We start from the raw sequence: 25,202 nt of genomic DNA, 5'->3' as shown, positions 1-25,202 counted from the left end.
GCGCCAGCCTAGGAGGCGAGGTCGGAGACCGCAGCCAGGACCTCGGCGAAGGCGGGGTGCTCGGGGTCGATGAGCCCGAAGTGCTCGCAGCCGCCGACCTCGCGCAGCGAGACCGGCACCTGAGCGCCCGGCGCCGCGTGCTCGGCGTAGGAGCGCGAGATCGCCGCCGGCACGACGTCGTCGTCCGCGCCGTGCACCAGGGCCACGGGCGCGAGGGGCACGTGCAGGCGCGGGTCCGCCGCGGCATACGCCTCGGGCAGCGTCCGCGGGGTGCCCCCCATGAAGGCCTCCACCGCCCCGTCGCCCAGCCCCTGCTCGAACGCCGCGGCCAGGTCGACCACCCCGGCCAGGCTCACGACGCCGCCGAGGTCGGCGCCCCACGGCTGGCTCGCCGCCCACGCGACGAGGTGGCCCCCGGCCGAGTGACCGACGAGCACGAGCCGGTCGGGCAGGTCGGGGTCGTCCCGCAGGGCCTGCACGGCTGCGACCACGTCCGCGCCGGTGCCCGGCCAGCCGCCGCCCGGCATGCCTGTGCGGCGGTACTCGACCACGGCCACGGGGTAGCCGGCGTCGGCGAAGGCCTGCGCCTGGCTCCCGGCGTGGGTGCGGTCGAAGCGCTCGCGCCAGAACCCGCCGTGCACCACGACGACACCCGTGTCCTTCGCCACGCCGTCCGGGAGCCGGACGTCGTAGACCTGGGCGGGGTCCGGGCCGTATGCCGTGGTGCGGGCAGGCGGGGGAGCGGTCCGGTCGAGGACGCCCCTGGGGTCGGGACCGGGCGCGGCGGCGGGCTGGGGGTCGGCCATGCCGCCATCCTGTCAGCGTCGCTACGCTGCGCCCATGAAGAAGTACGAGTACGCGACCGTGCCCCTCATCGTCCACGCGACGAAGCAGATCCTCGACCAGTGGGGCGAGGACGGCTGGGAGCTCGTCCAGGTCGTGACCGGACCCGATGGCGGCAACCTGGTCGCCTACCTCAAGCGAGAGAAGGCCTGAGCATGAGTGCAGTCGAGGACCGCCTGAAGGAGCTCGGCCTGAGCGTCCCCGAGGTCGCCAAGCCCGTTGCCGCCTACGTCCCGGCCCTGCTCGACGGCCGCCGCGTCTACACCTCCGGCCAGCTGCCGATGGTGAACGGCGAGCTCGCCGCGATCGGCAAGGTCGGCCACGGTGACGGCCTCGTCGCCCCGGAGAAGGCCGCCGAGCTCGCGCAGCTGTGCGCCCTCAACGCCATCGCCGCCGTGAAGTCGGTCGTCGGTGACCTCGACAAGGTCGCCCAGGTGGTCAAGGTCGTCGGCTTCGTCGCGAGCGACCCCTCGTTCACCGGCCAGCCCGGCGTCATCAACGGCGCCAGCGAGCTGCTCGGCAAGGCCTTCGGCGACGCGGGCGTGCACGCCCGCTCGGCCGTCGGCGTGGCCGTCCTGCCCCTCGACGCCCCCGTCGAGGTCGAGATCATCGTCGCGCTCGCCGACGACTGAGGCTGATGGCGTGATCCGGGAGTTCCCGGTGGCGCCGGTGCTGCGCGAGCACGCCGACGCCTGGCAGGCCGGTCAGGAGCCCGCGAGGCCCCGGCCGGCCGCCACCGTCATGTTCGTCCGGGACGGTGCCACCGGGCTCGAGGTCTTCATGCTGCGCCGCGCCGCCACCATGGCGTTCGCGCCGCGCACCATGGTCTTCCCCGGCGGCGGCGTCGACCCGCGCGACGCCGACCCGCGCCTGCCGTGGGCGGGTCCGACGCCAGCCGAGTGGGCCGAGCGGCTCCAGACCGACGAGGCCACCGCCCGCGAGCTCGTGGCCGCGGCGGTGCGCGAGGTCTTCGAGGAGTGCGGCGTGCTGCTGGCCGGGCCCTCGCCGGACAGCGTGGTGGCCGACGTGCGCAGCCCGCACTGGCACCAGCAGCGGCTGGGGCTGCTGGACCGGTCGCACTCGCTGGCGGAGGTGCTCATCGGGCACGACCTGGTGCTGCGCTCGGACCTGATGGCCTACCGGGCGCACTGGATCACCCCGGAGTTCGAGCCGCGGCGCTACGACACCCGGTTCTTCGCGGCGGCCGTGCCCGCCGGGCAGAGCGCCGACGACCAGAGCACGGAGGCCGACACGGCCGACTGGGTGGCTGCCGCCGAGCTGCTGGAGGCCCAGCGCCGGGGTGAGGCGATGATGCTGCCGCCCACGCTGGTCAGCGTGGAGGAGATCGCCGCAGCGTCCAGCGCGGCCGCCTTCATCGCCGAGCGGCCGCCGGTCGCCCCCGTGACGCCCCGACTCACGCAGACGCCCGACGGCCCGGTGATGCGGGCGGAGCTGCCCCGGTGACCGCGCCGCCCGTGGCAGAGCACTGGTCCGGCGGCCAGGTCACCGCGCGGGCCCACTGCGTGCTTGCCCCCAACCCCGGCCCGATGACCCTCGACGGCACCAACACCTGGGTGCTGGTCGAGCCGGGCGCGACCGAGGCGCTCGTCATCGACCCGGGTCCGCTGGACGAGGCCCACCTGCGACGGGTCCTCGACCACGTGGAGGGTCGTGGCGCCCGCGTGGTGCAGACCGTCCTCACGCACGGGCACCTCGACCACGCCGAGTCCGCGCAGCGGTTCGCCGAGCTGACCGGCGCCCCCACCCGCGCGGTGGGCCGCGGCCACGACGACCTCGGCGACGGCGACGTCCTGCGGGCGGGCGATCTCGAGCTGCGGGTGGTGGCCACGCCCGGGCACACCTCCGACTCGCTCTCCTTCGCGCTGCCGGCCGACCATGCGCTGCTCACGGGCGACACCGTCCTGGGCCGCGGCACCACGGTGGTCGCGCACCCGGACGGTGAGCTCGCGGCATACCTGGGATCGCTCGAGCGGATCGCGGCGCTCACCGGTGGCGGCGAGGTGACCACGATCCTCCCCGGCCACGGCCCGGTCGTGCCGGACGCCTCGGCGATGGTCGCCTTCTACCGGGTGCACCGGCGCGAGCGGCTGGAGCAGGTGCGCCAGGCACTGGCCGAGGGTGCGCAGGGGGTCGAGGACGTCGTCGAGCGCGTGTATGCCGACGTGCCGCGTGCGGTGTGGCCGGCGGCACGGCTCAGCGTGGCCGCCCAGCTGGAGTACCTGCGGGAGGTCAGCGGGCGCGGCGCTTGAGGCGCTCGACGTCCTGCAGCAGCACCGCACGCGCCTCGAGGCGCAGCCAGCCGCGGGAGGCGAAGTCGGCCAGCGCCTTGTTCACGGTCTCGCGGGAGGCACCGACGAGCTGGGCCAGCTCCTCCTGGGTGAGGTCGTGCGCCACGAGGATCCCGTCCTCGACGGGCCGCCCGAAGCGGTTGGCGAGGTCGAGCAGCGCCTTGGCGACGCGGCCCGGCACGTCGGTGAAGACGAGGTCCGCGAGGTTCTCGTTGGTGCGGCGAAGCCGCTTCGCCAGCGCCGCGAGCAGCACCTTGGCGACCTCGGGCCGGCCCGCGAGCAGGCCGGAGAGGTCCTCGTGGCCGATGCCCATGAGCTGCGTCTCGGCGACCGCGGTGGCGGTCATGGTGCGTGCGCCCGGGTCGAACAGGCTGAGCTCACCGAACATCTCGCCAGGGCCGAGGATCGCGACGAGGTTCTCGCGGCCGTCGCTGCTGCGCCGGCCCAGCTTGATCTTCCCCTCGCCGATCACGTAGAGACGGTCACCCTGGTCGCCCTCGTGGAAGAGCACGTCCCCGCGCTCGAGGTGGCGCTGGGTCATCGACTGCATGAGCCGGCCCGCGGCGTCGTCATCGAGGGCGGCGAACAGCGGGGCTTTTCTCACCACGTCCTGGTCCACGGGCGACAGTGTGCCACGTCGCCTGACCACAGAACTGTCGGCACCGACCCTTAGGCTGTGCAGGTGTCTGCTGTTGGTCGCGAGGAGTCGCCGGTCGCGCTGACCCGGCGCGCCCGCCGGATGTATCGCGCACTGGCCGAGCGCTACCCGTATGCCCACTGCGAGCTCGACTTCGAGAACCCGCTGCAGCTGCTCGTCGCCACCGTCCTCTCGGCCCAGACCACCGACGTCATGGTCAACAAGGTCACGCCCACGCTCTTCGCGAAGTACCCGACGGCCGCGGACCTCGCAGCCGCCGACCGCGAGGAGATGGAGGCGATTCTCAAGCCCACCGGCTTCTACCGCGCCAAGACCAACTCCGTGATGCGCCTCGCCGCCGACCTCGTCGAGCGCTTCGACGGCGACGTGCCGCCGCGCATGAAGGACCTCGTCACCCTCCCCGGGGTCGGGCGCAAGACCGCCAACGTCGTGCTGGGCAACGCGTTCGGCATCCCAGGCATCACGGTCGACACCCACTTCGGCCGCCTCGTGCGCCGCTTCGGCTGGACCGAGGAGGAGGACCCGGTCAAGGTCGAGGACATCGTGGGCAGGCTGATCCCCCGCAAGGAGTGGACGATGCTGTCCCACGTCGTGATCTTCCACGGCCGGCGCACCTGCCACGCCCGCAAGCCGGCCTGCGGTGCGTGCCCCGTGGCCCGCTGGTGCCCCTCCTACGGCACCGGCGAGACCGACCCCGACAAGGCGGCCAAGCTGCTCAAGTTCGAGCTCGCCCCGGCGGCGCTGGCCGCCGCGACCCCGGCAGAGGGAGCCCCGCAGGCATGAGCGCGCCCCGCCCCGCGTGGATGACCCGCCTGCAGAGCGCCCTCGCCTACCCCGACCCCGAGTACTTCGACCGGTTCCAGCCCCCGGACGAGGGCGGCCGGGAGTCGGCGGTGCTCATGCTCTTCGCGCCGTCCGAGCACGGCGGCGAGGACGTCGTGCTCACCGAGCGCGCCCACCACCTCAGGTCCCACCCCGGCCAGGTCTCCTTCCCGGGAGGGTCGCTCGAACCGGGTGAGCACGCGGTGCAGGCCGCCCTGCGCGAGGCGCACGAGGAGGTCGGCATCGCCCCGGAGTCGGTCGACGTGGTCGCCGAGCTGCCGCCGCTCTTCCTCAGCCCGAGCCAGCACGTCGTCACCCCGGTGCTCGCCTGGTGGCCCGTGCCGGCCGCCTTCGAACGGATCGATGCCGGCGAGGTCCACCGGGCCGAGCGGGTCCGCGTCGACCACCTGCTCGACGCCTCCATCCGCTTCACCACGGTGCACCCCCTGGGCTACGAGGGGCCGGCGTTCGAGGTCGACGGTCTCTACGTGTGGGGGTTCACCGCCATGCTGTTCAGCCGCGTCATGCAGCTCGCCGGGCTCGAGCGTCCGTGGGACGCCGACGTGCGCCGGCCGCTGCCCGAACGCTTCCACCCCCGCCCCCGACAGGAGGGGAGCACCTGATGGTCCTCGGACTGGGCATCCTCGACGTGCTGCTCATCCTGCTGCTCGTCGGCTACGCCGTCTCCGGCTACCGGCAGGGCCTGGTCGTGAGCGTGCTCTCGCTCGCCGGGTTCCTGGCCGGCGGCGCGCTCGCCATGTGGCTGCTCCCCATCGCCATCCACGAGTGGACCTCGTTGGAGGCCACCCCGGTGCTGCGCGCCGTGGTGCTGGTCGCCGGGGTGTTCGTCATCGCCTCCGTCGGCCAGGCCGTGGCCGTGGGCGTGGGCAGTCGCCTGCGCTCGCAGCTGCGGGTCCGCCCTGCCCGGGCGTTCGACTCCGTGCTGGGCGCCGTCGCGGTCGTCGCCGCCGTGTCGGTCATCGTCTGGTTCATCGCCGGCGCCGTGCGCGGTGGGGCGCCGGCCCCGCTGGCCAAGGCGATCGGCGAGTCACGGGTGCTCCGGGCCATCGACACGGTGGTCCCACCGCAGACCTCCCGCCTCTTCGCCGGCTTCCGCGAGGTGCTCGACCGCGAGGGCTTTCCCCGCGTGTTCGAGGGCCTGGAGGCCGAGCCCATCGCCCCGGTCGAGCCCCCGGACCCGAACGTCGCGCGCACCCCGGGCGTCGCGGCGGCCGGCGACTCGATCATCAAGATCACCGGGATCGCCGAGGCCTGCAACCGCGGTCAGGAGGGCAGCGGCTGGGTCGTCTCCCCGGGCCGCGTGGTCACCAACGCCCACGTCGTCGCCGGCATGCGCACGGTGACGTTGCGGGTCAAGGGCACCGGGCCCTCCTTCGAGGGACGCGTGGTGCTCTTCGACCCCGAGCGCGACCTCGCCGTGGTCGCCTCGCCCGACCTGCCCGCCGAGCCCCTCGACCTCGGGGCCGAGCTGGGCCGCGGTGAGGGCGGGGTCGTGGCCGGCTTCCCGCTCGACGGGCCCTACCGGCTCGACGCCGCCCGGGTGCGCGACGTCGTCCAGGCCCGCGGCTCGGACATCTACGGCACGCCGGGCACGAGCCGCGAGGTGTACTCCCTATTCGCCCGGGTGCGCCCGGGCAACTCCGGCGGCCCACTGCTGTCGACCTCCGGTGACGTGGTGGGCGTCATCTTCGCCAAGTCGCTCGACGACAACAGCACCGGCTACGCGCTGACCCTCGACGAGGCGCGTCCGGTGCTCGAGGCGGCCCCCTCCGCCAACCAGCCGGTGAGCACCGGCCCCTGCGTCGCGGGCTGACGCCCCTCGCCGGCCCAGCGTGAAGCGGCTCAGGCGGGGAGGTGCTCGAGCCAGGCCAGCAGGTGCCGGCTCACCGCCTCCGGGGCCTCCTCGGGCAGGAAGTGACCCGCGCGAGCCACCTCGTGCTCCTCGTAGGGCCCGGCGCAGTACTGCCGCGAGCCGGCCATGATCTCCGGCAGCACGACCGGGTCGTCCTCGCCGTGGACCTGCAGCACCGGGACCTCCACCGGCGCGCTCACGCGCTTGGCGAACCGCCACCCGTCGGGACGGGCCTGGCTGCGCACCACCCAGCGGTAGTACTCGGCGGCCGAGTGCGCCACGAAGGGCAGGGCCATGGCGTCCGAGTAGGTCCGCGCCTCCTCGAGGCTGGGCCAGATGCCCCGGGGGGAGGCCCACTCGCGCAGCAGCCGCTGGACGTAGCCGCCGTGCATGGTCATCTCGCGCTCGGGGACGAAGGGTCGCTGCAGCCCCGCCAGGTAGCCGTTGGCCCGTGCCTGGCGCGCGTTGGTGAAGGAGGCGTGCCGGAACACCAGCGGGTGCGGCATGCTGACCGAGGCGATGGCCGACGTCACGGCCGGTTGGAGGGAGGCCATGCTCCACGCGATCCAGCCGCCCCAGCCGTGCCCGACGACGCTGGCGCGGGACGCCCCCAGTGACCGGATCACGCTGGCCACGTCCGTGGCCGACGTGCGGGTGTCGTATCCGCGCGGCGGCTTGTCCGACGCGCCGTAGCCGCGCAGGTCCATGGCGCAGGCCCGGAAGCCGGCGTCGGCGAGCGCCTGCATCTGGTGGCGCCAGGCCCACCAGAACTGCGGGAAGCCGTGCAGGAGCAGGACCAGCGGGCCGTCGCCCTGCTCGGCCACGTGGAACCGGGCGCCGTTGGCGGCCACGAACCGGTGCTCCCAGGGGCCGTCGAAGAGCACCATCGCGGCGTCAGGGGCGTTGGGGGGCACGGACCGGTGTGGGGGGTGGGAGCGGGCGGACGTTGCGGGGTGCCGGGGGTGGCGGGCTCAGTCGCCGGACTTGAGCGCGTCGATGGTGTCCTGGGCGTTCTTGATCGTGCGCTCGGGCTTGGGCTGCACCTTGGTGACGTTGTTCCTGCCCACCAGGCCGAGGATGCCGGCGACCGCGAAGAGCAGGACGGTGGTGATCAGGTAGCCCGCCCACAGGGGCAGCCAGATGTCGAGGACGTTGGCCAGGGTGTGGAAGAGGAAGATGAGGCCGAGCAGTCCGACGAAGGCAGCCCCGGCCAGCAGGCCCGCGCCCTTGCCGGCGAGCTTCGCCTCGCCCGTGATCTCCGCCTTCGCCAAGGCGATCTCGTTGCGGACGATGGTGGAGATGTCGGCGGTCGCGTCGGCGACCAGCTGGCCGATCGTGCGCTCCTGGCCGAGGGTGTTGCGTTCCGGACCGGGCGTGCTGGTGGCCATCTGCAGGTCCCCTTCGTCTCGTCGGCGGCCCGCGCGGGCCGCCTCCACCCTAGCCGCGTCCGGGGGACTCCACATCTGAGCGCTCGAAGACGTCCGGGACGCCGTCCTGGTCGTGGTCCACCGTCTCCTCGAGGGCGATCCGGCGGTACACGCGGTTGCGGGTGCGCAGCACGACCGCGGCGAGCAGGGCGGAGACCAGGGAGCCCATGAGCACGGCCAGCTTCACGTGGTCGTCGCGCTCGTTGCCGGCGCCGAAGGCGAGCTCACCCACGAGCAGCGACACGGTGAAGCCGATGCCCGCGAGCAGGGAGAGGCCGAGGACGTCCCACCATGACAGCTCGTCGTCGAGCTCGGCCCGGGTGAAGTGGGTGAGGAGCCACGTGCCGCCGAGCACACCGACGAGCTTGCCGAGCACGAGCCCCACGACCACCCCACGCGCGGCGTCGTCGGCCAGTGCCTCGCCGAACCCGCCACCGACGACGGTCACCCCGGCCGCGAAGAAGGCGAAGACAGGCACCGCGACACCGGCCGACAGCGGACGCAGCCGGTGTTCGAACCGGTGCGCCACGTCGAGGTCGGCCGGAAGGGTGCTCAGCCGGGGAACGCTCTCGCGGGGACGGACCGGCACGGTCAGGCCCAGCAAGACGCCGGCCACCGTGGCGTGGATGCCGGAGGCGTGCACCAGCGCCCAGGTGGCGAAGGCCAGCGGGAGGAGGAGGTACCACTGCGTGATGCGGCGCTGCACCAGGAAGGCGAAGACCGCCAGCGGCACGAGCGCCAGCAGCAGCAGGAGCGGCTCCAGCGAGGACGTGTAGAAGATGGCGATGATCGTGATTGCGACGAGGTCGTCCACGACCGCGAGCGTGAGCAGGAACGAGCGCAGCGCAGCAGGCAGGTGGGTGCCGATCACCGCGAGCACGGCCAGGGCGAAGGCGATGTCGGTGGCCGTCGGGATGGCCCAGCCGCGCACGGCGTCCGGCGAGCCGCCGAGCAGCACGACGGCGGTGTAGAACACCGCGGGCACCGCAACACCGGCCATGGCCGCTCCGACCGGGACGGCAGCCTTGGCGGGAGAGCGCAGCTCGCCGACGAGGAACTCCCGCTTGAGCTCCAGCCCGGCGACGAAGAAGAAGATCGCCAGCAGGCCGTCACCGGCCCAGTGGCCCAGCGTCAGGTCGAGGTGCAGCGTCGGGGTGCCCACCACGGTGTCCCGCAGCGCGGCATAGCCCTCCCTCCATGGGGAGTTGGCCCAGATCATGGCCGCCAGGGCGGCCCCCAGCAGGAGGGCGCCACCCACCGTCTCGGTGCGCAGGGCCGCCGCCACGAACTGGGCCTCGGTCCAGCTCGGGCGCCGGAGGATGCGGGGGCGGGTGGAGGGGGAAGTCACAGGGGCCGTTCCTCGGGGTCGTCGGTGCGCGTGGACCCCCGCCACGAGGCGGGCGCCGCCGACCAGACTTCCCGGCACACCAAGCGCCAGTCTATCGGCCGGCAGCTGACGCTTTCGAGGACAGTCCCGTCTGTGACCGGTCTCGGGATGCCGGAGCCGCGGACGGGCGCAGAAGGACGCACCCCGGTGCGCCAGGCGCCGAGGTGCGTTCGTCAGGGTGCCCAGTGGCACCGCCTCCACATCACCTCGCAGGCTCGTAGCTGCGGACGGTCAGGAACACGTGCGAGATGACCTTGCCGTCGCGCACCCGGTAGAAGCCGGAGTAGGGAACCCCGCCCAGCTCCACCATGGTGGTGACGTACAGGTCGCCGTCGCCGTCGGTCAGCTCGGCGACCGGGCCGACCTGGGAGATGGCGTCCTCACCCGTCAGGCCCGACTCCGTCAGGCTGACCTGGATGTTGGCTCGCAGCTGCTCCCGGCTGATGGTCGAGGTTTCGCCGTCGAGGCCGAACTCGACCGTCGGGGCGTAGATCGCCTTCATGTCGTCGACATCACCGGTGCGCCACACCTGGACCACGCTGTCCGCCACGCGCTGTCCTTCGCTGGTCGAGAAGCCTCCGGCCAAGGCGTAGCCACCGATGGCCGCCAGCACCACCGCGATGACGGTGGCAACCACCGTCCAGACCGTGCGTGAGGTCCTTCGTGTGGGAGTGGCGGTCGTCGTGACCGTGCGGGGCTCGTAGGTCGTGACCATCTTCTCCTCTCCTCTCTCCCCAGTGTCGACGCTAGTGACGTCGGACCCCGACGGTCAGAGGCCAATGTCCCTGAACGGCAACGAGATCGGGACCCCAGCAAGCCCTACGAGCGCTGGCGAGTGGATCGTGCCGCGGCGTCCCGGAGCCCCTCGAAGGTCTTCGCGAGCTCGCCGACGAGCTCGGCATCGGCCACCACCCCACCATCGACCAGGGTGCTGCCGAACGCCAGGCCGGGTGCCTCGACCACGGTCATCTTCACGCGCTCCAGCGTCTGGCGCAGCGCCGCCTTCGCGTGGCGGGCGCCGTACCAGCCGTAGCCCACGCAGGCCACGGGCAACCCCTCCCACTCGGCGTAGAGGAAGTCGATGGCGTTCTTCAGGGCGGCGTTGTAGCCGCGGTTGTACTCCGGCATCACGATGAGCAGCGCCTCGGCGTCGCGGACCGCGGCCGACCAGCGCCGGGTGTGCTCGTGCGCGTAGTCGCCCTCCGACGGCTCACGCGGCTCGTCGAGGAACGGCAGCGCGAAGTCGGCGAGGTCGAGCACCTCGACGTCGAACCCGGTCGTGGGCACCTGCTCCAGTACCCACCGGGCCACGGTGGGGCCCAGCCGGCCGGGACGGGTGCTGGCGATGAGGATGCGGAGGGCGACCACGCCGCGAGCCAACCACACGGAGGCGGCGGCTGCGGAGCCTTGACTTCCGCCAGTCAGAAGATAATGTCCGCGCTCCAGAAAATGCCCCATCCATGAGGAGACGTATGCCGCCGTCGAGCGCCAATGCCCAGCCGCCCGGTTCTGTCTCCATCGCCGGGCTGGAGTCCCTCGCCGACGAGCTCGATGACCGCCTGGCCGGCGCCGACCGGGCCCTGCGCGAGGGTTACCCCGGGGAGCGCGCCGGCCGGCAGCCCGTGCACACGGTCTACGTGCCTGCCGACCGCTACTCCGAGGGCCTGGTGCCCCAGTGGGGGACCGCCGCTCTGGCCTCCCTCGACGCCGACCCGGAGGGCTTCCGGGCCGTGCTGGGACAGGGCGAGGACGGACTGCTGGAGCGCGTGCGTGCCAAGCTCGCGTCCGAGCCCATCGAGGACCTGCGGATCGACTTCGAGGACGGTTACGGCGACCGGCCCGATGGCGAGGAGGACGAGGCTGCGCGCTCGGCCGCGCGGTACCTGGCCGCTTCCCTCGTGCGCGACGAGGCGGCGCCGTTCAACGGCATACGGTTCAAGAGCTTCGAGGCCCCGACCCGGCGTCGGGGGCTGCGCACCCTGGCGCTGTTCCTCGAGGAGCTGGCCGGCGCAGGTCCTCTGCCCGAGGGCTTCGTCGTCACGCTGCCCAAGGTGACCTCCGTCGAACAGGTCGAGGCGATGGTGGTGGCGGCGTCCCGGCTCGAGGAGACCCTCGGCCTGGGCCCGGGGGCGCTGCGGTTCGAGATCCAGGTCGAGACCCCTCAAGCGATCCTCGGCCCGGACGGCACGGCTCTGGTGGCCCGCATGGTGCACGCGGCGGCCGCTCGCTGCACCGGGCTGCACTACGGCACCTACGACTACTCGGCGTCCTGCGGGATCGCCGCCCAGTTCCAGAGCATGGAGCACCCGGTCGCCGACTACGCGAAGGCCGTCATGCAGGTGGCGGCGGCCGGCACCGGCGTACGGCTCTCCGACGGCTCGACCAACGTGCTCCCCGTCGGCGGTCCCGAGGCCGTGCGCGCCGGCTGGGCCCTGCACCACCGCCTCGTCCGCCGCTCCCTGGAGCGCGGCTACTACCAGGGCTGGGACCTGCACCCGGCCCACCTGCCCACTCGCTACGCCGCGGTGTTCGCCTTCTACCGCGACGGCCTGCCCCAGGCCGCTGACCGGCTCCGCCGCTACGTCGAGCGCGCCGACTCGGGCTTCCTCGACGAGCCGGCGACTGCCCGGGCGCTCGCCGACTTCATCCTCCGCGGGGTCGACTGCGGGGCGGTCGGCGTCGCCGAGGCGCATGGGCGGTCGGGGGTCGACGCCGCGGGCCTGGCGGTGCTGGCGCGCCGCGTGGCCGGCTGAGCCGACGGCTACCGTGGTGCCATGGACCTGACGGCCGAGTTCACGACCGAGCCGTTCCACGGCGAGGGCGAGCCCCCGGAGCACGTCGGCGCCGCGGCCGGGGCGCTCGTCGAGGCGGGGCTGGCACCCGAGCTCGGCCCGTTCGGCACCTCGGTCACCGGCGGGGCCGAGCGCCTCCTGCCGGCACTGGAGCGGGCGATGGAGGCCGCCTTCGCCTCGGGCGCCACGCGGTTCACCCTCCAGGTGAGTCCTCGCGATGGTCGCTGACCCCGACCCGGGCACCCCGGCCCCGGAGGTGCGGGACCTGCTCGCGTCGGCCGTGGCGCCGCTGCTCGAGCGGGTCGGGGGGCGGCTCGTGGAGGTGACCGACGCGGAGCCCGGCGATGTGCCCCTCGTGTGGAACGACGTGGCCGTGGTCCTGGTGCGGCTTGGCTCACCGGTCCCTGGTCAGGACGCAGCGGCTGTCCAGAGTGCCGTCCAGGCTGCGGTCCCGTCCGCGGACCTGTCCGACGGCCTCGCCCGGCTCATCGCCGAGGTCGAGGCTGAGCTGGGCGGCGTGCTCTCATCGCTGGGCCGTTCCGAGAAGCAGCGGGCCGTCCGTCTGCTCGAGGAGCGCGGGGCCTTCGAGATGCGCCGGTCCGCCGAGACCGTGGCGGAGGCGCTGGGGGTCACCCGCTTCACCGTCTACAACTACCTCAACCGGGGACGCGAGCCGCGCGCCTGAGTGCCCGCTCCCGCTGCCTTCAACAAACTGTTGACGTGATGCTGGTCACGTCCTAGTGTCCCGGTAGCGCTGAAGCGCCTTTCCGCCCAGCGGAATATGTGTCTCGGTGCATGGAATCAACGGTGATTCTGCGACCTGTCGACACCGTCGGCTCGGGCGCTGTCGCCGCCGACCCCGCGGCATGCCCGGGCACCACCGCCGGCCACGCCGCTCCCGCAGCCCGTCCGGCCAGCTCGGGCGCCACGACCAGGGAGCACGACGGACACATGGGCATCGTTCTCGGACCAAACCAGTACGGCAAGGCGGAGAGCCGGGTCGTCCGGGTCTACCGCGACAGCCAGCGCCACGAGATCAGGGATCTCAACGTCTCCACCGCCCTGCGCGGGGACTTCGCAGCAGCCCACGTGGACGGCGACCAGAGCCGGGTTCTGCCCACTGACACGCAGAAGAACACCGCCTTCGCCTTTGCCAAGGAGAAGGGGGTGGCCTCCCCGGAGGAGTACGCCCTCGCGCTCGCGGAGCGGTTCCTCGAGGCTGCCGAGGCCGCCACAGGTGCCCGCATCTCGGTCGAGGAGTACGCCTGGGACCGCATCATCGTCGACGGGGCGGGCCACGACCACGCCTTCGTCCGCCGCGGCGGGGATGTCCGCACCACCGTGGTCACGCTCGACGACAGCGGCGACGAGCGCAGGGCATGGGTGGTCTCCGGGCTGGGCGACCTCGTCGTCCTGAAGTCGACCGGGTCGGAGTTCAAGGGCTTCCTCAAGGATCGCTACACGACCCTGGCCGAGACCGACGACCGAATCCTCGCGACCTCCCTCGTGGCCCGCTGGCGTTACGAGGGCACGGCAGTCGACTGGAACAAGGCCTTCGACGACATCCGCCAGGTCCTGCTCACGACCTTCGCGGTGACCTACAGCCGCGCCCTGCAGGAGACGCTCTACGCGATGGGCCGCGCCGTGCTCGAGGCGCACCCGGAGGTCGCGGAGATCAGGTTCTCGGCCCCCAACAAGCACCACTTCCTGGTCGACCTCTCGCCCTTCGGGCTCGAGAACAACGGCGAGGTCTTCCACGCCGCCGACCGCCCTTACGGCCTCATAGAGGCGAGCGTATGCCGGGAGGGAGCCTCCCCGGCCGGTGACGCCTGGCTGGCGGTCCCCGGCTTCTGCTGAGCGGCGCCGTGCCGCTGCACCACCCTGTTCGACCACCAACCGCTCTGAAACGACCTGAAGGCCAGGTCACCGCCAGGAAGAGGTGTCAGCCATGACCGCACAGCCTGCCGACCGGCGCGCGCCACAGCGCAGCGTGAGGCATCCCGTCGACGAGGTCCTGCCGGCGCCGAAGCTGGCCATCTACGGCTTCCAGCACGTGCTGGCCTTCTACGCCGGAGCGGTCATCGTGCCGATCCTGCTGGCGAACTCCATCGGCCTGAGCACCGAGGAGCTCATCCACCTGATCAACGCCGACCTGTTCACCTGCGGCATCGCCTCCATCATCCAGTCCGTCGGGTTCTGGAAGGTCGGTGTGAAGCTGCCCCTGCTGCAGGGCGTGACGTTCACGGCGGTGTCGCCGATGATCGCCATCGGCGCGGCCGCGGGCGGCGGCACCGACGGCCTCCTCGTCATCTACGGCGCCGTGATCGTGGCGGGCCTGTTCACCTTCCTCATCGCGCCGTACTTCAGCCGGCTCATCCGCTTCTTCCCGCCGGTCGTCACCGGGTCGGTCATCACCATCATCGGCATCGCGCTGCTGCCGGTGGCCGCGGCCGACGCCACGGGTGGTGCCGGGCCGACGTCCGACCCGACGAGCGGCAAGAACCTCGCCTACGCCCTGGGCACCCTGGCCCTCATCGTGCTGATCCAGCGCATCTTCAAGGGCTTCATGGCCACGATCGCCGTCCTCGCGGGCCTGGTCATCGGCACCCTCGTCGCCTGGGCACTCGGCGACGCGCACTTCGACGCCGTCGCCAGCTCTGGCTGGGTGGGTGTGACCACGCCGTTCCACTTCGGCTGGCCGAAGTTCTCCGTCGCCGCGATCATCTCGATGATCGTCGTCATGCTCATCACCGCCGTCGAGACCACCGGCGACGTGTTCGCCACCGGTGAGATCGTCGAGAAGCGGGTCGGCAAGGACGACATCGCCCGTGCCCTGCGCGCCGACGGCCTTGCCACCACCGTCGGTGGCGTCTTCAACTCCTTCCCCTACACCTGCTTCGCCGAGAACGTCGGCCTCGTGCGGCTCACCCAGGTCAAGAGCCGCTACGTCGTGGCCGCCGCCGGCGCGATCATGATCCTCATCGGCCTGATCCCCAAGGCGGGCGCGGTCGTCGCCGGCATACCCCACCCCGTCCTCGGCGGTGCCGCCCTGGCCATGTTCGCCACGGTCGCGGTGGTGGGCTTCCAGACCCTGTCGCGAGTCGACTTCCACGACCACCGCAACGTCGTCATCGTGGCGACCAGCATCGGCCTGGCCATGCTCGTCACCGCGCAGCCCGACGTGGCCAAGGCCGTGCCGGAATGGGCCCAGATCATCCTCGGCAGCGGCATCACCCTCGGCAGCATCACCGCCATCGGCCTCAACGCCCTGTTCCACCACGTCGGCAAGAGCTATGGGCCGGCGGTGGCCGGGCAGCCGGGCGACCTCGTGCGGCTCGACCAGGTCAACGGCATGGACCGCGACGAGTTCGTGCGCACCTTCTCCGGTCTGTTCCAGGGGCCGAACTGGGTGGTCGAAGAGGCCTACCGGCTGCGGCCCTTCGAGGACACCCACGACCTGCGACGGGCGTTCCAGGAGGCGCTCTTCTCCGGCAGCGACGCGGACCAGGAGAGGCTCATCGCGTCCTACCCCGACCTGGGCTCGCCCCGGGTGGCGCAGGGCGAGGAGGGCCCCGACTCGCTGCGGGACCAGTCCTCGCTCGGCCTGACCTACCTCGCCGAGAACGAGCACGCCGAGCTCGCCACGCTGACCGCTGCCTACCGCGAGCGCTTCGGCTTCCCGCTGATCGCCTGTGTCCGCGACGAGGACTCCTTCGAGCAGGTCGTGCGCCACGGCTGGCACCGCCTCGAGAACTCCCCCACACAGGAGCACGCGGCAGCCCTCATCGAGGTCGCCAAGATCGCCGGGCACCGCTTCGACGACCTCGTCGCCGGCGCCAACCCCATCCACAGCGCCCGCGCCCGCCGCATGGGAATCGAGTGAGCACGTCAGCGGAGGCGTTCAACGCCCTCCCCGACGACGAGGCCCGGGCCCGTCTCGAGACCTGCCTGGCCGTGCCCCGATGGGTCGACGACGTGCTCGCCGGCCGGCCCTACAGCGATGACGCATCGCTGTGGGACCGCGCCGAGCGGGCCGCCGCGCAGCTCGACGACGCCGAGCTCGAGGCCGCACTCAGCCGGCACCCCCGCATCGGGGAGCGGCCGACCGAGCCTGGCCACGAGGCGGCCTTCTCCCGGCGCGAGCAGTCCGGCGTCGACGGGTCCGACCCGGACCTCGCCGGACGGCTGGCCGAGGGCAACCGGGCCTACGAGGCGCGTTTCGACCGGGTCTTCCTCATCAGGGCCGCGGGGCGCTCGGCGCATGAGATCCTCGGTGAGCTCGAGCGACGGATGCGCAACGACGACGCCACCGAGCGCGGCGAGACGGTCACCCAGCTGCGGGAGATCGCGATGCTCCGGCTGAGGCAGGTGGTCTGACGATGGGCACGCTGAGCACCCACGTGCTCGACACCAGCCGCGGCCGCCCGGCGGAGGGGGTGCCGGTCCAGCTCTTGGCACTCACCTCGCAGGCTCCCCTCGGTGAGGGCGTCACCAACGCCGACGGCCGCGTAGCGGCCATCGGCCCCGAGCGGCTCGAGCCGGGCGACTACCGGCTGCGGTTCGACACGGCCGCCTACTTCGCAGCGGCGGGCACGGAGGGGTTCTACCCCGAGGTCGTCGTGGCGTTCACGGTGGCCGAGGGCCAGCACTACCACGTGCCGCTGCTGCTCAACCCCTACGGCTACTCGACCTACCGCGGGAGCTGACGGCATGCGGTGTGACGTCGTCGTCCTCGCCGAGCGGGCGGTCACCGCCGAGGGCGAGGGATCTGCAGCCGTCGGGATCACCGACGGGCGGATCGTCGCCGTGGAACGCGGCGGGTCGGCCCTCACCGGTGAGGAAACGGTCCGCCTCGGCAGCGAGCTCGTCCTGCTGCCAGGCCTGGTCGACACCCACGTGCACGTCAACGAGCCGGGCCGCACCGAGTGGGAGGGCTTCGCCAGCGCCACCCGCGCCGCCGCGGCCGGCGGCGTCACGACGATCGTCGACATGCCGCTCAACAGCATCCCGCCGACCACGACGGTCGAGGCGCTGCGGGCCAAGCAGGCCGTGGCCCGGGACCAGGCCTTCGTCGACGTGGGGTTCTGGGGCGGTGCCGTCCCGGGCAACCTCGCCGACCTGCGCCCGCTGCACGAGGCGGGTGTCTTCGGCTTCAAGTGCTTCCTGCTCCACTCGGGGGTCGACGAGTTCCCGCACCTCGACGCGGCGGGCCTGAAGGCCGCCCTTGCCGAGGCCGCTGGATTCGACGGCCTGGTCATCGTGCACGCGGAGGACCCCGCGACCATCGACGCGTCGCCGGCTCCCGCCGGTCCGAGGTATGCCGGTTTCCTCGGCTCGCGTCCGAAGGAGGCGGAGGAGCGCGCGATCGCCCAGGTGGTCGAGGCCGCCCGGGAGACCGGGGCGCGGGCACACGTCCTGCACCTCTCGGACGCCGATGCGCTCCCGCTGATCGCAGCCGCCCGGGCCGAGGGCGTACGCCTCTCCGTGGAGACGTGTCCTCACTACCTGACGCTGACGGCAGAGGAGATCCCCGACGGCGCAACGCAGTTCAAGTGCTGCCCGCCCATCCGCGAGGCCGGTAACCGCGACCGCCTCTGGCAGGGACTGGCCGAGGGAACCATCGAGGCGGTGGTCTCCGACCACTCGCCGTGCACGCCCGAGCTCAAGCGGCTCGACAGCGGTGACTTCGGGGCGGCCTGGGGCGGCATCGCCTCGCTCCAGCTCGGGCTCCCGGCCGTCTGGACCGAGGCGCGGCGGCGCGGCCACTCGCTCGCCGACGTGGTGCGGTGGATGGCCGCCGGACCCGCCCGACAGGCCGGCCTGGCCGACCGCGGTCGCATCGCGGTGGGCTGCCAGGCCGACCTCGTCGTCTTCGCTCCCGACGACGAGTTCATCGTGGACCCAGGGCGGCTGCTCCATCGGAACCCGGTGAGCGCCTACGCGGGTCGAACCCTCACCGGCACCGTCCGGCACACGTGGCTGCGCGGCAGGCCCATCGACATCGACGGGGAGCCGCGCGGGCGGCTCCTGAGGAGGGGAGAGGCATGACGCCTCGTTACTACGCGCCGACCGGGGGCCTGCCAGGCCAGACGGAGCTCACGACCGACCGCGCGGTCTTCACCGAGGCGTATGCCGTGCTGCCGCGGGGGACCATGCGGGACATCGTCACGAGCGCGCTGCCGTTCTGGGAGAAGACGAGGTTGTGGATCATCGCGCGGCCGCTGTCCGGGTTTGCGGAGACGTTCTCGCAGTATGTCGTCGAGGTGTCCCCGGGAGGTGGCAGCGACCGCCCCGAGCCCGACCCGTCGGCAGAAGCCGTGCTCTTCGTCGTCGACGGCGCCGTGACGCTGGTCCTCGAAGGCGAGGTGCACGAGATGCGACCTGGCGGCTACGCCTTCATCCCGCCGGGAGCTGACTGGACCCTGCACAACGCCGGCGAGGCGGCGGCGAGGTTCCACTGGATCCGCAAGGCCTACGAGCGCGTCGAGGGCATCGAGGTGCCCCGGGCCTTTGTCACCGAGGAGACGGCCGTCGACGCTGCGGAGATGCCGGGCACCGAGGGCCGCTGGACGACACAGCGGTTCGTCGACCCGCTCGACGTCCGGCACGACATGCACGTGAACATCGTCAACTTCGAGCCCGGCGGGGTGATCCCCTTCCCCGAGACGCACGTCATGGAGCACGGGCTCTACGTCCTTGAGGGCAAGGCGGTCTACCTGCTCAACAACGACTGGGTCGAGGTGCAGGAGGGTGACTTCATGTGGCTGCGCGCGTTCTGCCCCCAGGCTTGCTACGCCGGTGGGCCGGGCCGTTTTCGCTACCTGCTCTACAAGGACGTCAACCGACACGCGAAACTCGGCCGCCAGTTCCTGTAGCCGGCGCCGATTCACCCGATCAGACCCTTTTCAACCATGCCCCAGCTGCCCGAGCACGTGATGCGAGGGCAGCCCTGGACGGATGATGAGACGACCGCAATGGTGTGGAGGAGCTCGACCATGGATGCGCTGCACGTGATGATCAACGGGACACCGCGTGCCCTGGATGGCATCGCGCCGTACGAGAACGCTCTCGACTTCCTGCGCGGCTGCGGGCTCACCGGCGCGAAGGAGGGCTGTGCCGAGGGGGAGTGCGGCGCCTGCTCGGTGCTCGTCGCCCGCCCCGCGGGGGGCGCTGACGGCGAGGACGCCGGCATGGAGTGGACTGCCATCAACGCCTGCCTCATCCCGGCCGCCGCGCTCGACGGCCAAGAGGTCGTCACCGCCGAGGGCCTGGGTGCATCGGGCGCCCTGCACCCGGTGCAGCAGGAGATGGCCGTGCGCGGCGGGTCGCAGTGCGGTTACTGCACCCCCGGCTTCGTCTGCAGCATGGCCGCGGAGTTCTACCGCGAGGGCCGCTGTGCCGCGGGCGGTCCGGCCACGTCACCGGTCGACCCCACCGGCAACGGGCACGCCGTGCCCCCGGGCCGCGAGGGCGACGAGCACACGGACGCAGGCCACGAGCGCGGGCCGAACGGCTTCGACCTGCACGCGCTGAGCGGCAACCTGTGCCGGTGCACCGGCTACCGGCCCATCCGCGACGCCGCCTACGCGCTGGGCGAACCCGTCGCCGACGACCCGCTGGCGGCCCGCCGCGCCGAGCCGGCGCCGGCTGCCGCGCACACGAGGCTGTCGGGGCAGAGCGGGGACTTCGTGCGTCCGGCCGACCTGACGGAGGCACTGGACCTCCTCGCCGAGCGCCCGGACGCCCAGCTCGTGGCGGGCTCCACGGACTGGGGCGTCGAGGTCAACCTGCGCGGCGCCCGACCCGCGCTGGTGGTGGCCGTCGACCGGCTGCCCGAGCTCCGTGAGCTCAACTGGTCCGAAGACGCCGTGGAGATCGGCGCCGCCCTCAGCCTCTCGGAGGTCGAGCGCCGGCTGGCCGGACGCGTGCCGCTGCTGGACCAGCTGTTCCCCCAGTTCGCCTCGCGCCTGATCCGCAACGGCGCCACCATCGGCGGAAACCTCGGGACGGGTTCCCCCATCGGCGACACCCCGCCCGCCCTCCTCGCCCTCGAGGCCACCGTCGTGCTGGCGTCACGGGAGGGCCGGCGCGAGGTCGTGCTCGCCGACTACTTCACCGGCTACCGCCGGAGCGTGCGGGCAGGCGACGAGCTCATCGTCGCGGTCCGCATCCCCCTGCCGCTCGCGCCGGTCACCGCCTTCCACAAGGTCTCCAAGCGACGGTTCGACGACATCTCCAGCGTGGCGGTGGCCCATGCGCTGACGATCGAGGACGGTGTGGTCCAGCGTGCCCGGATCGGGCTCGGCGGCGTGGCCGCAACGCCGCTGCGGGCGCTCGCGACCGAGGCTGCCCTCGAGGGCCGGCCCTGGTCGGAGGACGTCGTCCGCGAGGCCGCCGCGACGATGCGCGGGGAGGGGACCCCGATGGACGACCACCGCGCCAGCTCGGCCTACCGCTCAGCCATGCTCGCGACGTCGCTGCTGCGGCTCTTCGCGGAGAACCCGCCGAGCCGTGCCGCCGACCGCCGGGAGGTGGGCGCATGAGCGCGCTGTCCGACCGTCCGGTGAATCCCGTTGTGGGACTGGAGATCCCGCACGAGAGCGCGGACCTCCACGTCACGGGCCGGGCGCTGTACACCGACGACCTCCTCGCCCGGACCCGGGGTGCCCTGCACGCCTGGCCGGTCCAGGCTCCGCACGCCCACGCGCGGGTGACCCGGCAGCACACCGCGCCAGCCCTCGAGGTCCCCGGGGTGGTGCGGGTGCTCACCGCCGACGACGTGCCCGGCGTGAACGACGCGGGCGTCAAGCACGACGAGCCGCTCTTCCCCACCGAGGTGATGTTCCACGGCCACGCCGTCTGCTGGGTGCTCGCCGAGACCATCGAGGCGGCCCGCCTCGGCGCCGAACGCGTCGAGGTCGACTACGAGCCGCTGCCGTCGCTGCTGACCCTCACCGAGGCGATCGCAGCCGAGTCCTTCCAGGGCGGCCGACCGACCCTCCACCGCGGGGACCCCGACGCGGCGCTGGCCGCCGCGACCCGAGTCCTCGAGGGCGAGTTCGAGTTCGGCGGGCAGGAGCACTTCTACCTCGAGACCCACGCCTCGCTGGCGCTCGTCGACGAGAGCGGCCAGGTCTTCGTGCAGTGCAGCACCCAGCACCCCAGCGAGACCCAGGAGATCGTCGCCCACGTCCTCGGGCTGCGCAGCCACGAGGTGACCGTGCAGTGCCTGCGCATGGGCGGCGGCTTCGGGGGCAAGGAGATGCAGCCGCACGGGTATGCCGCCATCGCGGCTCTGGGGGCGACCCTCACCGGCCGTCCGGTGCGGCTTCGCCTCAACCGGAGCCAGGACATCACCATGTCGGGCAAGCGCCACCCGTTCCACGCGTCGTGGACCGCCGGCTTCGACGCCGACGGCCACATCGTCGCCCTGCGCGCGACGCTCACCTCCGACGGCGGCTGGAGCCTCGACCTGTCGGAGCCCGTCCTGGCCCGGGCGCTGTGCCACGTCGACAACGCCTACTGGATCCCCGACATCGAGGTCCAGGGCCGGGTCGCCAAGACCCACAAGACCTCCCAGACCGCCTTCCGCGGGTTCGGCGGCCCGCAGGGAATGCTCGTCATCGAGGACATCCTCGGCCGGAGCGCCCCGCTGCTCGGCCTGACCCCCGAGGAGCTCCGCCGGCGCAACCTCTACAGGCCGGGCCAGAGCACGCCCTACGGGCAGCCGGTGCGCCACGCCGAGCGGCTGCTGCGCATCTGGCAGACCGTGGAGGAGTCCGCGGAGGTGGCAAGGCGCCAGCGCGAGGTCGCGCAGTTCAACGCGACCCACCGGCACACCAAGCGGGCGCTGGCCATCACGCCGGTGAAGTTCGGGATCTCCTTCAACCTCACCGCGTTCAACCAGGCCGGCGCGCTCGTGCACGTCTACAAGGACGGCTCGGTCCTGGTGAACCACGGCGGCACAGAGATGGGGCAGGGTCTGCACACCAAGATGCTCCAGGTGACGGCCACGGCCCTGGGGGTGCCGCTGGCGACTGCGCGCCTGGCCCCGACACGCACCGACAAGGTGCCGAACACCTCTGCCACGGCGGCGAGCTCGGGTGCCGACCTCAACGGCGGCGCCATCAAGGACGCCTGCGAGCAGATCCGGGGCCGGCTGGCCGAGGTGGCCGCCCGTCGGCTCGGCATCCACCCGGCCGACGTGCGCTTCGCCGACGGCAAGGTGACCGGCATCGGTTTCCACGACACCGTCCTCGACTTCGCCGAGGTCGTGCACGACGCCTACTTCCAGCGGGTCCACCTGTCAGCGGCCGGGTTCTACCGCACCGAAGGGCTGCACTGGGACGCCTCGCGCATGCAGGGCGAGCCGTTCAAGTACTTCGCCTACGGCGTCTCGGCGTCCGAGGTGGAGGTCGACGGTTTCACGGGCGCCTACCGGTTGCGCCGCGTCGACATCGTGCACGACGTGGGCGACAGCCTCTCTCCGCTGGTCGACATCGGCCAGATCGAGGGCGGCTTCGTCCAGGGCGCGGGCTGGCTGACCCTGGAGGACCTGCGCTGGGACACCAGCGACGGCCCGAACCGCGGTCGGCTCGCGACCCAGGCGGCAAGCACCTACAAGCTGCCGAGCTTCTCGGAGATGCCCGAGGTCTTCAACGTGACGCTCTTCGAGCAGGCCACCGAGGACGGGGTCGTCTACGGCTCGAAGGCCGTCGGCGAGCCACCGCTCATGCTGGCCTTCAGCGTCCGCGAGGCACTGCGGGCCGCTGCCGGGGCGTTCGGGCCCGAGGGCCACAGCGTGGAGCTCGCGTCGCCGGCGACGCCTGAGGCGGTCTTCTGGGCGGTCGAGGCGGCGCGGGCGGCAGGGGTGGCAGGCCAGGACTCCCCGGCGCGCGAGCCGCGACCGACGCTGGCGGGAGGGGTCTGACATGGCACCAGACCTCGGGTCCGGGCAGGACTGGCTCACCGCCGTCGCGCGCCTCCGCGCACAGCGGCAGGCAGGGGTGGTCGTCACCGTCGTCGAAGTGCGCGGCCACGCCCCGCGCGAGGCCGGCGCCAAGATGGTCGTCTCCGCCGGGCACGTGTGGGGCACGGTGGGCGGTGGAAACCTCGAGGCCACCGCCATCGAGCGGGCGCGGCGGCTGCTCGGCGCGCCCGCCGGCGCGCCCGAGCTGGTGACCGTGCGCCTCACCGACCGGGCGCCGACCGAGCACGGAGTCCAGTGCTGCGGTGGTGAGGTGACGGTGCTCTACGAGCACCTGGCGGTCGCACCGTCGGTGGCGGTCTTCGGCATCGGCCACGTGGGCCTGGAGCTCGCCCGCATCCTGGCCCGTCACGACCTCGACCTCCACCTCGTCGACTCGCGCGCCGACCAGCTCGCCGACGACAGGCTCGCGGTGCTGGCCGACGCCCAGGCGCGCATCCACGTCCACCACGCACCGGTCCCGGAACTCGTTCTCGGACAGGTGCCCCCGGGCACCCACGTCCTCGTGATGACCCACGACCACGCCGAGGACGCCGCCCTGTGCGACGCCGCGCTGCGCTGCCGCCACCTCGGCTCGATCGGCCTCATCGGCTCCGACGCCAAGTGGCGCCGCTTCCAGCAACGGCTCGCCGCCGAGGGCCACAGCCCCGAAGAGCTGGCCCGCATCACGACGCCGATCGGACTGCCCGGCATACAGGGCAAGGAGCCTGCCGCCATCGCGGTCGGGGTTGCAGCCTCCCTCCTCATGGCCTTCGACCGGCAGCACGCCGGCCGGGAGATGACGCGATGACCAGCGACCGCAGCGTCCTCTACCGCGCGACGGTGCTCGACACACCGGTGAGCCCCTTCGAGGGCGGGGTCCTGAGGGCCGAGGCCGACGCCGGGCTGCTGGTGTCGGACGGCGCGATCGTCGCCCGTGGCCCGTTCGACGAGCTCCGCCGCCGGCACGGGGAGGTCGAGGTCGTCGACCTGCGCGGCGGGCTGCTGCTGCCCGGGCTGGTCGACACCCACGTGCACTTCCCGCAGGTGCGCGTCATCGGCGGGCTGGGCATGCCGTTGCTGCAGTGGCTCGAGCAGTGCGCCCTGCCCGAGGAGGCCCGGCTGTCCGACGTCGGCTACGCCAGGGCGGTCGCTGCCGAGTTCACCGCCGGGCTCGTCGAGGCCGGCACGACCTCGGCCATGGTGTTCGGGTCGCACTTCGCCAGTGCTGTGGACGCCATGTTCACCCAGGCGGCCGAGGCGGGGCTGCGGGTCACCACGGGGCTGGTCGTCAGCGACCGGATGCTGCGCGACGACCTGCTCACCACCCCCGAACAGGCCTACGACGACGGCAGGGCACTGGCCGAGCGCTGGCACGGCAAGGGGCGTCTGCGGTATGCCGTGACGCCGCGGTTCTCGCTGTCCTGCGGCGACGCGCTGCTCGCCTCCTGCGCCGCCCTGCTCAAGGACGTGCCGGGGTCCTTCTTCACCTCGCACCTCAACGAGAACGTCGCCGAGGTGATGGCTGTCAGCGAGCTCTTCGACGGCGCCGTCGACTACCTCGACACCTACGACCGGCAGGGACTGGTCGGGCGGCGCAGCATCCTGGCCCACAACGTGCACCCCACTGACCGGCAGCTGGCCCTGCTCGCCGGGCAGGACGCCACCGTGGCGCACTGCCCGTCGAGCAACTCGGCCCTGGGGAGCGGGCTGTTCCCCCTGCGCCGCCACCACGAGCACGGCGTGCGGGTGTCGCTGGGCTCCGACGTCGGCGCCGGCACCGGCTTCTCGCTGCTGAAGGAGGGGCTGCAGGCCTACTTCGTGCAGCACCTGCTCGGCGACGACGGGCTGCCGCTGACCTCCGCGCACCTGCTCCACCTCGCCACCGCAGCGGGGGCCGACGCGCTGGGCCTGGGGGCCGAGGTGGGCGACCTGAGCGTCGGCAAGCAGTTCGACGCCGTGTGGCTGCGCCCCGAGGACGGGAGCACCCTCGACGTGGTGCTGCGGCATGCGCACAGCGAGGAGGACGCGCTGGCCAAGGCGTTCGCGCTCGGCGGCCCGGCCGACCTCGCCGGGGTGTGGGTGGGTGGTCGGCGGGTCAAGGCGCGCTGACCACCCACCCGGC

The 25,202-nt window shown here is 72.7% G+C and carries 27 protein-coding genes; 20 read left to right on the top strand and 7 right to left on the bottom strand.

The genetic code is table 11. From position 1 onward, the window contains the following. Positions 1 to 8: 8 nt before the first annotated feature. Complete coding sequence (locus P0Y31_RS01140) at positions 9 to 806, bottom strand: alpha/beta hydrolase (RefSeq protein WP_275866246.1); 798 nt, start codon at positions 804 to 806, stop codon at positions 9 to 11. A 34-nt stretch (positions 807 to 840) separates the two neighbouring features. On the opposite strand from P0Y31_RS01140, the gene P0Y31_RS01135 reads away from it, so the two are divergent. The 4 genes from P0Y31_RS01135 to P0Y31_RS01120 are packed head-to-tail and all read left to right on the top strand — an operon-like array spanning position 841 to position 3,113. Continuing rightward, a complete protein-coding gene (locus tag P0Y31_RS01135; RefSeq protein WP_275805497.1) occupies positions 841 to 996 on the top strand; it encodes a DUF4177 domain-containing protein in 156 nt (51 codons plus the stop codon). A 2-nt stretch (positions 997 to 998) separates the two neighbouring features. Next, the gene (locus P0Y31_RS01130; RefSeq protein WP_275866245.1) at positions 999 to 1,475 is read left to right on the top strand and encodes a RidA family protein; all 477 of its coding nucleotides are present in this window, start codon (positions 999 to 1,001) and stop codon (positions 1,473 to 1,475) included. Positions 1,476 to 1,485: 10 nt separating this feature from the next. Then, positions 1,486 to 2,307 (top strand): NUDIX domain-containing protein, encoded by an 822-nt coding sequence (locus P0Y31_RS01125; protein WP_275866244.1) that lies wholly within the window; start codon positions 1,486 to 1,488, stop codon positions 2,305 to 2,307. Between the two features lie 11 nt (positions 2,308 to 2,318). Further along, on the top strand, positions 2,319 to 3,113 hold the full coding sequence (locus P0Y31_RS01120; RefSeq protein WP_275866243.1) for an MBL fold metallo-hydrolase: 795 nt from the start codon (positions 2,319 to 2,321) through the stop codon (positions 3,111 to 3,113). On the opposite strand, the gene P0Y31_RS01115 is transcribed toward P0Y31_RS01120, so the two are convergent. Next, positions 3,094 to 3,771 (bottom strand): Crp/Fnr family transcriptional regulator, encoded by a 678-nt coding sequence (locus tag P0Y31_RS01115; RefSeq protein ID WP_275866242.1) that lies wholly within the window; start codon positions 3,769 to 3,771, stop codon positions 3,094 to 3,096. The two genes, P0Y31_RS01120 and P0Y31_RS01115, sit on opposite strands and share 20 nt — an antisense overlap. A 120-nt stretch (positions 3,772 to 3,891) precedes the next feature. Between P0Y31_RS01115 and nth the strand changes: the two genes are divergently transcribed. Genes nth through P0Y31_RS01100 form a run of 3 tightly spaced genes read left to right on the top strand, consistent with a single transcriptional unit; the run spans position 3,892 to position 6,466 of the window. Beyond that, positions 3,892 to 4,593, top strand: a complete 702-nt coding sequence (gene nth / locus P0Y31_RS01110; protein ID WP_275867057.1) for an endonuclease III — start codon at positions 3,892 to 3,894, stop codon at positions 4,591 to 4,593. Beyond that, the gene (locus tag P0Y31_RS01105; RefSeq protein WP_275866241.1) at positions 4,590 to 5,255 is read left to right on the top strand and encodes a CoA pyrophosphatase; all 666 of its coding nucleotides are present in this window, start codon (positions 4,590 to 4,592) and stop codon (positions 5,253 to 5,255) included. Before nth ends, P0Y31_RS01105 begins: the two co-directional genes overlap by 4 nt. Next, positions 5,255 to 6,466: a MarP family serine protease gene (locus P0Y31_RS01100; protein WP_275866240.1), complete on the top strand. Its 1,212-nt coding sequence runs from the start codon at positions 5,255 to 5,257 to the stop codon at positions 6,464 to 6,466. The genes P0Y31_RS01105 and P0Y31_RS01100 overlap by 1 nt, the downstream gene beginning before the upstream one ends. Before the next feature lie 29 nt (positions 6,467 to 6,495). Here the strand turns inward: P0Y31_RS01100 and P0Y31_RS01095 are convergent, their stop codons facing one another. The 5 genes from P0Y31_RS01095 to P0Y31_RS01075 all read right to left on the bottom strand — a co-directional run bounded on the left by P0Y31_RS01095 (position 6,496) and on the right by P0Y31_RS01075 (position 10,687). Beyond that, the gene (locus P0Y31_RS01095; RefSeq protein ID WP_275866239.1) at positions 6,496 to 7,419 is read right to left on the bottom strand and encodes an alpha/beta hydrolase; all 924 of its coding nucleotides are present in this window, start codon (positions 7,417 to 7,419) and stop codon (positions 6,496 to 6,498) included. 57 nt (positions 7,420 to 7,476) lie between these two features. Then, positions 7,477 to 7,893, bottom strand: a complete 417-nt coding sequence (locus tag P0Y31_RS01090) for a phage holin family protein (protein ID WP_275866238.1) — start codon at positions 7,891 to 7,893, stop codon at positions 7,477 to 7,479. A 49-nt stretch (positions 7,894 to 7,942) separates the two neighbouring features. After that, positions 7,943 to 9,280 (bottom strand): Na+/H+ antiporter NhaA, encoded by a 1,338-nt coding sequence (gene nhaA / locus P0Y31_RS01085; protein ID WP_275866237.1) that lies wholly within the window; start codon positions 9,278 to 9,280, stop codon positions 7,943 to 7,945. A 241-nt stretch (positions 9,281 to 9,521) separates the two neighbouring features. Next, positions 9,522 to 10,034: a hypothetical protein gene (locus P0Y31_RS01080; protein WP_275866236.1), complete on the bottom strand. Its 513-nt coding sequence runs from the start codon at positions 10,032 to 10,034 to the stop codon at positions 9,522 to 9,524. 104 nt (positions 10,035 to 10,138) lie between these two features. Further along, entirely contained in the window at positions 10,139 to 10,687 is a 549-nt protein-coding gene (locus P0Y31_RS01075) for an NAD(P)H-dependent oxidoreductase (protein WP_275866235.1), read from the bottom strand. 104 nt (positions 10,688 to 10,791) lie between these two features. On the opposite strand from P0Y31_RS01075, the gene P0Y31_RS01070 reads away from it, so the two are divergent. The 13 genes from P0Y31_RS01070 to guaD all read left to right on the top strand — a co-directional run bounded on the left by P0Y31_RS01070 (position 10,792) and on the right by guaD (position 25,189). Further along, on the top strand, positions 10,792 to 12,072 hold the full coding sequence (locus P0Y31_RS01070; RefSeq protein WP_275866234.1) for an aldolase: 1,281 nt from the start codon (positions 10,792 to 10,794) through the stop codon (positions 12,070 to 12,072). 21 nt (positions 12,073 to 12,093) lie between these two features. Further along, complete coding sequence (locus P0Y31_RS01065) at positions 12,094 to 12,339, top strand: thiamine-binding protein (protein ID WP_275866233.1); 246 nt, start codon at positions 12,094 to 12,096, stop codon at positions 12,337 to 12,339. After that, complete coding sequence (locus P0Y31_RS01060) at positions 12,329 to 12,796, top strand: helix-turn-helix domain-containing protein (protein ID WP_275866232.1); 468 nt, start codon at positions 12,329 to 12,331, stop codon at positions 12,794 to 12,796. The genes P0Y31_RS01065 and P0Y31_RS01060 overlap by 11 nt, the downstream gene beginning before the upstream one ends. A gap of 266 nt (positions 12,797 to 13,062) precedes the next feature. Then, complete coding sequence (gene pucL / locus P0Y31_RS01055; protein ID WP_275867055.1) at positions 13,063 to 13,968, top strand: factor-independent urate hydroxylase; 906 nt, start codon at positions 13,063 to 13,065, stop codon at positions 13,966 to 13,968. Positions 13,969 to 14,059: 91 nt separating this feature from the next. Beyond that, a complete protein-coding gene (gene uraD, locus P0Y31_RS01050; RefSeq protein ID WP_275866231.1) occupies positions 14,060 to 15,994 on the top strand; it encodes a 2-oxo-4-hydroxy-4-carboxy-5-ureidoimidazoline decarboxylase in 1,935 nt (644 codons plus the stop codon). Beyond that, positions 15,991 to 16,488, top strand: a complete 498-nt coding sequence (gene uraD / locus P0Y31_RS01045) for a 2-oxo-4-hydroxy-4-carboxy-5-ureidoimidazoline decarboxylase (RefSeq protein WP_275866230.1) — start codon at positions 15,991 to 15,993, stop codon at positions 16,486 to 16,488. The genes uraD (P0Y31_RS01050) and uraD (P0Y31_RS01045) overlap by 4 nt, the downstream gene beginning before the upstream one ends. Before the next feature lie 2 nt (positions 16,489 to 16,490). Next, complete coding sequence (gene uraH / locus P0Y31_RS01040) at positions 16,491 to 16,817, top strand: hydroxyisourate hydrolase (RefSeq protein WP_275866229.1); 327 nt, start codon at positions 16,491 to 16,493, stop codon at positions 16,815 to 16,817. A gap of 4 nt (positions 16,818 to 16,821) precedes the next feature. Beyond that, positions 16,822 to 18,159: an allantoinase AllB gene (gene allB, locus P0Y31_RS01035; RefSeq protein WP_275866228.1), complete on the top strand. Its 1,338-nt coding sequence runs from the start codon at positions 16,822 to 16,824 to the stop codon at positions 18,157 to 18,159. After that, positions 18,156 to 18,986 (top strand): bifunctional allantoicase/(S)-ureidoglycine aminohydrolase, encoded by an 831-nt coding sequence (locus tag P0Y31_RS01030; protein WP_275866227.1) that lies wholly within the window; start codon positions 18,156 to 18,158, stop codon positions 18,984 to 18,986. The genes allB and P0Y31_RS01030 overlap by 4 nt, the downstream gene beginning before the upstream one ends. Positions 18,987 to 19,106: 120 nt before the next feature. Further along, entirely contained in the window at positions 19,107 to 20,654 is a 1,548-nt protein-coding gene (locus tag P0Y31_RS01025) for an FAD binding domain-containing protein (protein WP_275866226.1), read from the top strand. Continuing rightward, a complete protein-coding gene (gene xdhB, locus P0Y31_RS01020) occupies positions 20,651 to 23,041 on the top strand; it encodes a xanthine dehydrogenase molybdopterin binding subunit (RefSeq protein WP_275866225.1) in 2,391 nt (796 codons plus the stop codon). Before P0Y31_RS01025 ends, xdhB begins: the two co-directional genes overlap by 4 nt. A 1-nt stretch (position 23,042) precedes the next feature. Continuing rightward, entirely contained in the window at positions 23,043 to 23,888 is an 846-nt protein-coding gene (gene xdhC, locus P0Y31_RS01015) for a xanthine dehydrogenase accessory protein XdhC (RefSeq protein ID WP_275866224.1), read from the top strand. After that, complete coding sequence (gene guaD, locus P0Y31_RS01010) at positions 23,885 to 25,189, top strand: guanine deaminase (protein WP_275866223.1); 1,305 nt, start codon at positions 23,885 to 23,887, stop codon at positions 25,187 to 25,189. The genes xdhC and guaD overlap by 4 nt, the downstream gene beginning before the upstream one ends. Positions 25,190 to 25,202: the final 13 nt, after the last annotated feature.

The sequence above is a fragment of the Knoellia sp. 3-2P3 genome, assembly GCF_029223115.1.
GTDB lineage: Bacteria > Actinomycetota > Actinomycetes > Actinomycetales > Dermatophilaceae > Pedococcus_A.
This window is presented reverse-complemented; position numbering and strand designations above follow the sequence as displayed.

Bases quoted from the DNA above. Each gene is read 5' to 3' on its own strand.
- xdhC (WP_275866224.1), top strand. From the start codon at position 23,043: ATGGCACCAGACCTCGGGTCCGGGCAGGACTGGCTCACCGCCGTCGCG.
- allB (WP_275866228.1), top strand. From the start codon at position 16,822: ATGCGGTGTGACGTCGTCGTCCTCGCCGAGCGGGCGGTCACCGCCGAG.
- P0Y31_RS01060 (WP_275866232.1), top strand. From the start codon at position 12,329: ATGGTCGCTGACCCCGACCCGGGCACCCCGGCCCCGGAGGTGCGGGAC.
- P0Y31_RS01025 (WP_275866226.1), top strand. From the start codon at position 19,107: ATGGATGCGCTGCACGTGATGATCAACGGGACACCGCGTGCCCTGGAT.
- P0Y31_RS01090 (WP_275866238.1), bottom strand. From the start codon at position 7,893: ATGGCCACCAGCACGCCCGGTCCGGAACGCAACACCCTCGGCCAGGAG.
- uraH (WP_275866229.1), top strand. From the start codon at position 16,491: ATGGGCACGCTGAGCACCCACGTGCTCGACACCAGCCGCGGCCGCCCG.
- P0Y31_RS01135 (WP_275805497.1), top strand. From the start codon at position 841: ATGAAGAAGTACGAGTACGCGACCGTGCCCCTCATCGTCCACGCGACG.
- P0Y31_RS01130 (WP_275866245.1), top strand. From the start codon at position 999: ATGAGTGCAGTCGAGGACCGCCTGAAGGAGCTCGGCCTGAGCGTCCCC.
- guaD (WP_275866223.1), top strand. From the start codon at position 23,885: ATGACCAGCGACCGCAGCGTCCTCTACCGCGCGACGGTGCTCGACACA.
- uraD (WP_275866231.1), top strand. From the start codon at position 14,060: ATGACCGCACAGCCTGCCGACCGGCGCGCGCCACAGCGCAGCGTGAGG.
- nth (WP_275867057.1), top strand. From the start codon at position 3,892: ATGTATCGCGCACTGGCCGAGCGCTACCCGTATGCCCACTGCGAGCTC.
- P0Y31_RS01065 (WP_275866233.1), top strand. From the start codon at position 12,094: ATGGACCTGACGGCCGAGTTCACGACCGAGCCGTTCCACGGCGAGGGC.
- P0Y31_RS01030 (WP_275866227.1), top strand. From the start codon at position 18,156: ATGACGCCTCGTTACTACGCGCCGACCGGGGGCCTGCCAGGCCAGACG.
- xdhB (WP_275866225.1), top strand. From the start codon at position 20,651: ATGAGCGCGCTGTCCGACCGTCCGGTGAATCCCGTTGTGGGACTGGAG.
- P0Y31_RS01140 (WP_275866246.1), bottom strand. From the start codon at position 806: ATGGCCGACCCCCAGCCCGCCGCCGCGCCCGGTCCCGACCCCAGGGGC.
- P0Y31_RS01105 (WP_275866241.1), top strand. From the start codon at position 4,590: ATGAGCGCGCCCCGCCCCGCGTGGATGACCCGCCTGCAGAGCGCCCTC.
- pucL (WP_275867055.1), top strand. From the start codon at position 13,063: ATGGGCATCGTTCTCGGACCAAACCAGTACGGCAAGGCGGAGAGCCGG.
- P0Y31_RS01100 (WP_275866240.1), top strand. From the start codon at position 5,255: ATGGTCCTCGGACTGGGCATCCTCGACGTGCTGCTCATCCTGCTGCTC.
- P0Y31_RS01070 (WP_275866234.1), top strand. From the start codon at position 10,792: ATGCCGCCGTCGAGCGCCAATGCCCAGCCGCCCGGTTCTGTCTCCATC.
- P0Y31_RS01080 (WP_275866236.1), bottom strand. From the start codon at position 10,034: ATGGTCACGACCTACGAGCCCCGCACGGTCACGACGACCGCCACTCCC.